Origin of the sequence: Massilia sp. DD77, assembly GCF_036961685.1 — a bacterium.
Taxonomy (GTDB): domain Bacteria; phylum Pseudomonadota; class Gammaproteobacteria; order Burkholderiales; family Burkholderiaceae_D; genus Telluria.
Window position 1 is genome coordinate 1 of sequence record NZ_JBAMDH010000073.1, and the last position, 8,822, is coordinate 8,822.

Sequence of the window (8,822 nt, forward strand, 5' to 3'; positions counted from 1 at the left end):
TCGGCATCGCGCTGCCCGAGGTGGTGGCATTGCCTTCGCCGCCGATCGCCAGCGCCTGCTGGCCCATGTTCTGGGCGCCCAGCTGGCGGGTCAGCACGTCGGCCAGGCCCATGCCGCGCTTGGCCAGGTTCTGGCTCATCTGCTGGTCCAGCATGCCGGTGAACATCTTGGTCTGCTGGTTGTCGAGCATGCCCTCTTGCGGGGTGGCGTCGCGCATGCTCTTCATCATCATGTTGATGAACATCGACTCGAACTGGGTGGCCGCTTCCTTCAGCGCGCCCGGCGAGCCGGCTTTCGCGCCCTGCTTGAGTTCACTCAAGCCCTTGGTGTCGAGAGCGAACTTGGTGCTCAGGTCGGATTTGTTCGAGGCGATCATGACGGGTCTTCCTTAGATGATCTCGAGGTCGGCGCGCAGCGAGCCGGAGGCTTTCAATGCCTGCAGGATGGCCAGCAGGTCTTGCGGCGTGGCGCCGATCGAATTCATGGCCTTGACGACTTCGGCCAGCGAAGCGCCGCCCTTCACCATCAGGACCTTGCCCGGGTCCTTCTTGATCTCGACCGAGGGATTCTGGGTCACGACGGTGGCGCCGCGCGAACCCGGGGCCGGCTGGCTGACATTGGTGTCGGCGCCGATCGTCACCGACAGGTTGCCGTGCGAAATCGCGCAGTTGTCCAGCATCACAGCCTGGTTCATCACCACCGAACCGGTACGGGCGTTCAGGATCACCTTCGCCGAGGCCGACGCAGGCTTGATGTCGATCTGCTCCAGCATGCCCAGGAAGGCCACGCGCTGGTCGCTCGAGGACGGGGTGCGCACGCGGATCACGCGGCCGTCGAGGGCGGTCGCCACGCCGGCGCCGAACTGGTCGTTGACAGCCTCGACCACGCGCGCGGCCGTGGAAAAATCGGTTTCCTTCAGTTCCAGGCGGATCTGGTTGTTCTCGCCCAGGTTCGAGGCGACGGCGCGCTCGACGGTGGCGCCGCCCGAGATCTTGCCCACGGCCAGGTGGTTGACCTGGACTTGCGCACCACCTCCGCCAGCTTGCGCGCCGACGCCGCCGACCACCAGGTTGCCCTGGCCCATCGCGTACACCTGGCCGTCGGCGCCGTGCAGCGGCGTCATGAGCAGGGTGCCGCCGCGCAGGCTCTTGGCGTTACCGATCGAGGACACGGTGATGTCGATGGTCTGGCCCGGCTGGGCGAAGGCCGGCAGCGACGTGGTGACCATGACGGCGGCCACGTTCTTCAACTGCAGCTGGGTGCCGCGCGGCAGGTTCACGCCCTTCTGCTGCAGCATGGCCTGGATCGACTGCACGGTGAACGGCGTCTGGCTGGTCTGGTCGCCGGTGCCGTCCAGGCCGACCACGATGCCGTAGCCGGACAACTGGTTCTGGCGGACGCCGGCGATGCTGGCCAGGTCCTTCAGGCGTTCGGCCTGGGCCGGCGGCGCGATGCCGAGGGCGGTGACCACGACGGTGGCGGACAGCAGGAGGAAGGAAGTGAACTTGCGCATGGCGTATAAAGAGACGTTTAGAACGGCAGCATCGACAGGAAGAAGCGCGACAGCATCGAGTTGACCTCGGCGCGGTCGATCCGGCTGTTGGTGCGGTACTCGACACGGGCGTCGGCCACCACCGTCGACGAGACGATGTTGCCCGGCTGGATGGTATCGGGGCTGACCATGCCCGAGAAGCGGATGAACTCGACGCCCTTGTTCATGGAAATCTGCTTTTCGCCGGCCACGATCAGGTTGCCGTTCGGGAGCACCTCGGTCACGGTCACGCCCAGGGTGCCGGTGAAGTCGTTCGAGGCGCTCTGCTTGTCCGCATCCGAGAACTTGGCTTCCGATTCCAGCGCCACGCTGGCGCCGATCGCCGACTGCAGGACGCCCGGCGCCGCGAAGCTGGCGCTGCCGTTCTTGTTGCCCGAGCTGGCGCCGGCCTTGTTGGCCGAGGTGCGCTCGCTGATGTTGATGGTCAGGAGGTCGCCGATATGGCGCGCGCGGCGGTCCTCGAACATCGGGCGGTAGCTGTTGGCGTTGTAGATCGCGCCCGAGGTCGGCGGCGCGGTCTCGACCAGCATCGGACGCGCGCTGGTCGGGCCTTGCACGATGGAGCTGGGCGCGGTAGCGCAGCCGGCCAGGGCCAGCAGCGCGGCGACGACAAACGGCGAAGAAATAAACGATTTCATAACTGGGACAGTTTCTGCAGCATCTGGTCGGAGGTGGTGATCGCCTTGCTGTTGATCTCGTAGGCGCGCTGGGTCTGGATCATGTTGACCATTTCCTCGACCACGTTGACGTTCGAGGATTCGACATAGCCCTGCATCAGCACGCCGGCGCCGTTGGTGCCGGGAACGTTCAGGTTCGGGTTGCCCGAGGCGCCGGTCTCGACGTACAGGTTCTCGCCGCGCGACTCGAGGCCGGCCGGGTTCACGAAGGTGGCGAGCTGGAGCGAGCCGACCTGGGTCGGGGCCACGGCGCCGGGCAGCTTGACGGAGACGGTGCCGTCGCGGCCGACGGTGATCGACTCGGCGTTCGACGGAATGGTGATGGCCGGCTGCACCACGAAGCCGCTGGAGGTGACCAGCTGGCCGTTGGCATCGGTCTGGAAGGAGCCGTCGCGGGTATAGGCCTGGCTACCGTCGGGCAGCAGCACCGGGAAGAAGCCCGAGCCGTTGACCATCACGTCCTTGGAGTTGCCGGTCAGCTGGGGATTACCCTGGGTGAAGATGCGCTCGGTGGCGACGGTGCGCACACCGGTACCGATCTGCAGGCCCGAAGGCAGGTTGGTCTGCTGCGAGGATTGCGCGCCGGGCTGGCGCACGTTCTGGTACAGCAGGTCCTCGAACACCGCACGGGATCGTTTGAACCCGTTGGTGCTGACGTTGGCGAGGTTGTTGGTGATGACGTCGAGGTTGGTCTGCTGCGCTTCGAGGCCGGTCTTGGCGATAAACAGCGAACGGATCATGGAATTCTCCTAAGGGTGACGGACGAAGTCCGCCACGTACAGGAGAATTATGCTGCAGCAACTATCAATTCAAAGCGAGGATCTGGGTGGCTTTCGCGGCGTTATTCTCGGCGTTCTTCAGCAGGCTCATTTGGGTCTCGAAGGAGCGTGCCAAAGAGATCATCTGCACCATGGAGTCGACCGCGCTCACGTTCGAGCCTTCCAGGGCGCCGCCGGCGACGCGCACGGCCGGGTCCATCGGGGCGGCGGCGCCGTCCTTCAGGCGGAACAGGCCGTCGTCGCCCTTCACCAGGTCGCCGGCGGGCGGATTGACCAGCTTCAGGCGCCCGAGCACGGCCGGCGCGGCCGGCTGCTCGGTATTCGAGATGGTCGAGATGGTGCCGTCGGCGCCCACGGTGACGGTGGCGTCGGGCGGAATCGTGATCGGACCGCCCTCGCCCGCGATGGTGTTGCCGGAAGCCGTCTGCAGCAGGCCGTTCGGGCTCATCTGCAGGGAACCGTTGCGGGTATAGGCTTCGGTGCCGTCCGCCATCTGGACCGCGATCCAGCCTTCGCCCTTGATCGCCACGTCGAGGTCGCGCCCGGTCACCTGCAGCGGGCCGGCCGAGAAGTCGTGGCCGGCGGTCGAGTCGAGCACGAAGGCGCGCGTCGGCAGGCCCGGACCCTGGACCGGGGCGGCGCGGAAGATATCCAGCTGCGCGCGGAAACCCGTCGTGTTGACGTTGGCCAGGTTGTTCGAGGTGGTGGCCTGCTGCTCCAGGATGTGCTTGGCGCCGGAGGCGGCGGTGTAGATCAGGCGGTCCATGGTGTTGTCCTTTTTGCTGTAGGGCGGTGCGGCGGCTGGCTGGACGCGTCGGCGGGAGACCCGCCGACGCGTTCAACCTACGCTTGCATTAACGCAGGTTCACCAGCGTCTGCAGCACCGAATCCTGCGTCTTGATGGTCTGCGCATTCGCCTGGTACACGCGCTGCGCCGTGATCATGTTGACCAGCTCGGCCGTCAGGTCGACGTTCGAGGCTTCCACCGCCGACGACTGCAGCACACCCATGCCGCCCGAATTCGGGGTGCCGACCAGGGGCACGCCCGAGTTCGACGATTCGGCCCAGGCATTGTTGCCCAGGGGCTCCAGGCCGTTCGGGTTGGAGAAGTTGGCGAGCACCACCTGGCCCAGCGGCTTGGTCTGGCCGTTGCTGTACTGGCCCAGGATCACGCCGTCGGCGCCCGCGGTGAAGCGCTGCAGGGTGCCGGCCTTGTAGCCGTCCTGCACCAGCCTCTTCTCGCTGGTCGGGCTGCCGTACTGGGTGGTGCCGGCATAGTCGATTTCCATCGGCAGGGTCAGCTCGGCGCCGGTCGAGGGGATGATCGGCAGGGTGACGTTGAACTTTCCGGCGGTGCCGGTGGTCGCCAGGTTCAGCGCGCCGTTGGTGTCGAAATTCAGCTGGCCGACGCGCACGGCCGGCACGCGGATCGCCTTGGACATGGCGGCGTCGATCTCGTCCGGGGTGGTGCCCGGGACGGCGGCGGCATTAGTGGCCGCGGTCGAGATCTCGGTCTGGTTGGCGGCGGTGGCGCCGGCGGTGCCTGCGGCGGTCACGACCATGCCGGAAGCTGCGGTGGCGTAGGCGCTCAGCGCGGCGCTGATGGTAGCCGGGACCGGCGGCACGGCGCGGGTCGCGGCTTCCCAGTTGGCGCGCGCGGTGTTCACCGCGGTGAAGGCGGCGCCGGTACCGGTGGCGGCGCCGGCCACGTTCAGGGCGGTCACCTCGGTGCCGTCGTTGGCGGCATACACGTCCCAGGTGCCGGCGCCGTTCTTGACGTAGTAGGTCGACAGCACGTGCGGATTGCCCAGCGTGTCGTACACGTTCATCGGGGTCTGCTTGTTGTAGGTCGTCGGGTCGTTGGCGTCGAAGGGCGAGTTCACCGGCGGCTGGGTGCGCGAATCCAGGTTCAGCTGGATGTCGACGTCCGAAGTCTGGACCGGGTCGAGGTCGGCGGTATCGATCTGCAGCGGCACCGGGGCGCCGGCCGACAGCTGGCCGGCCGCGTTCAGGCCGTAGCCGGTCAGCTTGGCGCCCTGGGCGTTGACCATGAAGCCGTTCTTGTCGAGCTGGAATTGGCCGTTGCGCGAATACTGCACCATGCCCGCGGTTTCGACGCGGAAGAAGCCGGCGCCGTTGATGGCGATGTCGAGCGGGTTGTTCGAGGATTCGACGTTGCCCTGGCTGAATTGCTGGGCGATGCCGGCGACCTTCACGCCGATACCGGCCGAATTGCCGCCCGCGCCGCTCAGGGAGTTGGCATAGACGTCGGCGAACTGGGTGGTCGAGCCCTTGAAGCCGACCGTGCTCGCGTTGGCGATGTTGTTACCGATGACGTCCAGCGATTTTGCTGCGCCGTTCAAGCCGCTCAGGCCCTGTTGGAAAGACATGTCGTTCTCCTGCTGGTTAGTTTGGTAAGCGGCTTGCTTACAGCACTTGTTTGATGTCGGACATCGCTACCGCACCCTTGCCGGGCAGGTTGAGCTTGACGCCGTCCTTGGAATTGGTGGTGACGCTGGCAACGCTGTCGAAGGCCAGGCCCTTGGCATCGTCGAGTTCCTCGCCGGCGCGGGTGGCGACGACCTTGAAGCTGTACTTGCCGTCGGCCAGGGCCAGCGGCTTGCCGTCTGCGCCGAGATTGTCCGGATTCGGCACGCCGTCCCAGGCCACCGGGACGATGCCGGCTTCCTGCGGCCCCATGTCGATGGTGGCCACTTCCTTGCCGGTAGCGTCAGTGACGACCAGCTGCACCTTGTCGGCCGGGGTGGCCAGCTCGACGCCCAGGATCGCCTTGCCGCCCGAGAGCTGCACATCGCTGCCTTCGACCAGCACGCCGTGCCCGATCAGGCCGGTCGCCTGCATTGCCTCGGAAGACTGGTAGCTCGACTTCAGGGTTTCCAGGGTCGCGTTCAGCTTGTTCACCCCGGTCACGGTCGACAGCTGGGCCAGCTGACTGGTCACCTGGGCGTTGTCGAGGGGATTCAGCGGATCCTGGTTCTTCAGCTGGGTGACCAGGAGGGTCATGAATTTGTCGGTGTCGGCCTGGACGCTGTCGACTTCCTTGGGCTTCGCGTTCATCGTCGACATCAGGTCGTTGACGGCGGTCGCGGTGCTGTTGGTATTAACGGTGGTCATGGTGGATAGTCAGGAAACTTATTGGCCCAGGGTCAGGGTCTTGAGCAGCATGGTCTTGGCCGCGTTCATGGTCTCGACGTTGGTCTGGTAGGAACGCGAGGCCGACAGCATGTTGACCATCTCGTCGACCACGTTCACGTTCGGCATCGTCACGTAGCCCTTGTCGTCGGCCAGCGGATGCTTGGGGTCGTACACCTGCTTCATCGGCGACTGGTCCTCGACCACTTCGCGCACCCGCACGCCGGTGGCGCCGGAGGCGGTCGGCACCGATTCGAACACCACCGCCTTGGCGCGGTAGGCTTCGCCGGTGGCGCTGGTGGCGCTGTCGGCGTTGGCCAGGTTGCTGGCGGTGGTATTCAGGCGCTGGGCCTGGGCGCTCATCGCCGAGCCCGACACGTTGAAGATATTAAAGAGCGACATGATTCATTACCTCTTATTGGCCCTGGATGGCCGCCATCAGGCCCTTGATCTGGCTATTGATCAGCGTGATGCCGGCTTCGTAGCGCAGCGCGTTGTCGGCGAACTGGTTGCGCTCGACATCCATGTCGACCGTGTTGCCGTCGACGCTGCCCTGGACCACGCCGCGGAACTGGACCGGGGTGCCGTTGGCCAGGGTGTCGCCGGTGGCCTGGCCGCGCGGCAGGTGGCCCTGGGCGGTGGTCGCCAGTCCGCCCTGGCGCCCGGCCAGCGCGCCCTGCAGGGCGCTGGAAAAGTCGATGTCGCGCGCCTTGTAGTTCGGCGTGTCGGCGTTGGCGATGTTCGACGCCAGCAATTCCTGGCGCTGGGCGCGCAGGGACAGGGCCGATTCGTGAAAACGCAGGTAGTCGTCGATTTTGCCGATCATGCCGCCTCCGGAAGGATTCTTGTTGGGACAGCACCGATCATACGGATCAGTCCATCCGGGCAATCGAAGGAGAAAGATGGGCAAAACCCGGCTATTCAAAGTTTCGCTACGGAATCATCACCCTTAAGATGGCAGCATTCCCCGGTTTCCCATCCAGGTGTTTTCCCATGAAACGACAGTTTGCCGCCCTGCTGCTCCTCGCCCTGCCCTTCGCCTGCGCCCAGGCGCAGCAGCAGCCCACGGCCCAGCGCCAGAACCTGTCCGCCCTGCGCGGCGTGGTCGAGCAGTACCTGCAGACCCAGAGCGCGGGCCTGCCGGGCAAGGTGACGGTCAAGGTGGGCGCGGTCGACCAGCGCATGAGCCTGGCGCACTGCCCGGCGCCGGAAGCCTTCCAGCAGCCTGGCGCGCGCCCGTGGGGAAAAACGACGGTCGGCGTGCGCTGCGCTGCGCCCAGCGCCTGGACCGTGTACATCCAGGCCCAGGTGAGCGTGCTGGCCGACTACGTCGCGGCCGCCGTCCCCCTGGCGCAAGGCCAGGCGGTCGAGCAGAGCCAGCTGGTGCTGATGAAAGGCGACATCGCCGCCATGCCGAACGGCATCCTGACCGACATGGCCCAGGCGATCGGCCGCACGCCCACCATTTCGTTGCCTGCCGGCACTGCCCTGCGCGGCGATACCCTGCGCAGCAAGCCGGTGGTCCAGCAAGGCCAGGCTGTGCGCCTGGTGTCGCGCGGCGCCAACTTCTCGGTGTCGGCGGAAGCCAAGGCGATCGCCAATGCCGGCGAAGGCCAGGTAGTACAGGTCCGGACCCCATCGGGCACGGTCGTGAGCGGCACGGCACGCATGGGCGGCCTGGTCGAAGTGGTTTTGTAACAAACCATCGAAAGCCCTTTTCTGCGCTAAAGTTTGCGGCATCGCTGCCGATAAACAGACAGATCCCGGAGTTTCCGCTCCGAACAGAGAAGGATGATGCTGTGAAAATCAACGATACTCTCAAGAACAACCCCGGCCTCCAGCCGGCGACCACGCAAACCAACAACGCGCGTGGCGCCGACAAGGCCGCCAGCACTACCCCGACCCCGGCGCAGACGGACAGCGTGCGCCTGTCCTCGCAGGGCCAGGCGATGGCGAATGCCGTCGGCGGCAACAACCAGGTATTCGACACCAAGAAAGTCGAGCGCATCAAGGCGGCCATCGCCGATGGCCAGTTCCAAGTCAACTCAGAGAAAGTCGCCGACGGCCTCCTCGAGACCGTGCGCGACTTGCTGCATTCACGCAAGCGATAATCCATGACCTCCAGCCCGCACCACACTCTCGCCTCCGAACACCAACACGTCGCCTCCCTCGTGGAGCTGATGAAACAGGAACAGCAGTTGCTGGTAGCGCTCGATGCCGATGGGCTGGCGGAACTTACTCCAAAGAAAAATGCGCTGCTGGCCGAGCTGGCGGCGCTGTCCAGGCAACGCCACGCCGCCCTCAGCGCGGCCGGATGCCCAGGCTCGGAAGCGGGCATGGAGCCCTGGCTGGCGGTGGCCGGCAATGCCGAGCTGCGCGGCCAGTGGGAAGCCCTGCTGCAGGCCTCGCGCGACGCCAAGGAACTCAACCGCGTCAACGGCATGCTGATCAACAAGCAGCTGGCGCACAACCAGGGTGTGCTGAACGCCCTGCGCACCCCGACGGGCGGCGCCGCGGCCGGCATGTATGGCGCGAGCGGGCAGACCTTGGGTGCGGGTCCTTCCAAGCGCTACGTAGTCGGCTGAAGCCGGATCTTCTTGCAACGACAATGGCCGCGGTAGCGGCCATTTTTGTTGTTCCGTAGGCTTTGGGGGGGTTTGC

The 8,822-nt window shown here is 65.9% G+C and carries 12 protein-coding genes; 3 read left to right on the forward strand and 9 right to left on the reverse strand.

The annotated features are described in order from the left end of the window. The 9 genes from V7778_RS24610 to flgB all read right to left on the reverse strand — a co-directional run. On the reverse strand, positions 1 to 376 hold a 376-nt coding region (locus tag V7778_RS24610; RefSeq protein WP_335560210.1), incomplete at its 3' end, for a rod-binding protein. Positions 377 to 388: 12 nt separating this feature from the next. Then, complete coding sequence (locus V7778_RS24615) at positions 389 to 1,513, reverse strand: flagellar basal body P-ring protein FlgI (RefSeq protein ID WP_335560212.1); 1,125 nt, start codon at positions 1,511 to 1,513, stop codon at positions 389 to 391. Between the two features lie 17 nt (positions 1,514 to 1,530). Beyond that, positions 1,531 to 2,190, reverse strand: coding sequence for a flagellar basal body L-ring protein FlgH (locus V7778_RS24620; RefSeq protein ID WP_335560214.1), 660 nt, complete (start codon positions 2,188 to 2,190; stop codon positions 1,531 to 1,533). Next, the gene (flgG, locus tag V7778_RS24625; protein WP_335560216.1) at positions 2,187 to 2,969 is read right to left on the reverse strand and encodes a flagellar basal-body rod protein FlgG; all 783 of its coding nucleotides are present in this window, start codon (positions 2,967 to 2,969) and stop codon (positions 2,187 to 2,189) included. Before flgG ends, V7778_RS24620 begins: the two co-directional genes overlap by 4 nt. A gap of 64 nt (positions 2,970 to 3,033) precedes the next feature. Continuing rightward, on the reverse strand, positions 3,034 to 3,774 hold the full coding sequence (gene flgF / locus V7778_RS24630; RefSeq protein ID WP_335560218.1) for a flagellar basal-body rod protein FlgF: 741 nt from the start codon (positions 3,772 to 3,774) through the stop codon (positions 3,034 to 3,036). 88 nt (positions 3,775 to 3,862) lie between these two features. Further along, complete coding sequence (locus tag V7778_RS24635) at positions 3,863 to 5,398, reverse strand: flagellar hook protein FlgE (RefSeq protein WP_335560220.1); 1,536 nt, start codon at positions 5,396 to 5,398, stop codon at positions 3,863 to 3,865. Between the two features lie 37 nt (positions 5,399 to 5,435). Then, the gene (locus V7778_RS24640) at positions 5,436 to 6,143 is read right to left on the reverse strand and encodes a flagellar hook assembly protein FlgD (protein WP_335560222.1); all 708 of its coding nucleotides are present in this window, start codon (positions 6,141 to 6,143) and stop codon (positions 5,436 to 5,438) included. Between the two features lie 18 nt (positions 6,144 to 6,161). Continuing rightward, positions 6,162 to 6,563 carry a flagellar basal body rod protein FlgC gene (gene flgC / locus V7778_RS24645; RefSeq protein WP_211520742.1) on the reverse strand — a complete coding sequence of 134 codons (402 nt, stop codon included), beginning with the start codon at positions 6,561 to 6,563 and terminating at the stop codon, positions 6,162 to 6,164. 13 nt (positions 6,564 to 6,576) lie between these two features. Then, entirely contained in the window at positions 6,577 to 6,987 is a 411-nt protein-coding gene (gene flgB, locus V7778_RS24650; protein ID WP_335560224.1) for a flagellar basal body rod protein FlgB, read from the reverse strand. Positions 6,988 to 7,154: 167 nt separating this feature from the next. Between flgB and flgA the strand changes: the two genes are divergently transcribed. The 3 genes from flgA to V7778_RS24665 all read left to right on the forward strand — a co-directional run bounded on the left by flgA (position 7,155) and on the right by V7778_RS24665 (position 8,746). After that, a complete protein-coding gene (gene flgA, locus V7778_RS24655) occupies positions 7,155 to 7,859 on the forward strand; it encodes a flagellar basal body P-ring formation chaperone FlgA (RefSeq protein WP_335560225.1) in 705 nt (234 codons plus the stop codon). A 101-nt stretch (positions 7,860 to 7,960) separates the two neighbouring features. Beyond that, a complete protein-coding gene (gene flgM / locus V7778_RS24660; protein ID WP_335560227.1) occupies positions 7,961 to 8,272 on the forward strand; it encodes a flagellar biosynthesis anti-sigma factor FlgM in 312 nt (103 codons plus the stop codon). A 3-nt stretch (positions 8,273 to 8,275) separates the two neighbouring features. Continuing rightward, complete coding sequence (locus V7778_RS24665) at positions 8,276 to 8,746, forward strand: flagella synthesis protein FlgN (protein WP_335560230.1); 471 nt, start codon at positions 8,276 to 8,278, stop codon at positions 8,744 to 8,746. Positions 8,747 to 8,822 lie beyond the last annotated feature (76 nt).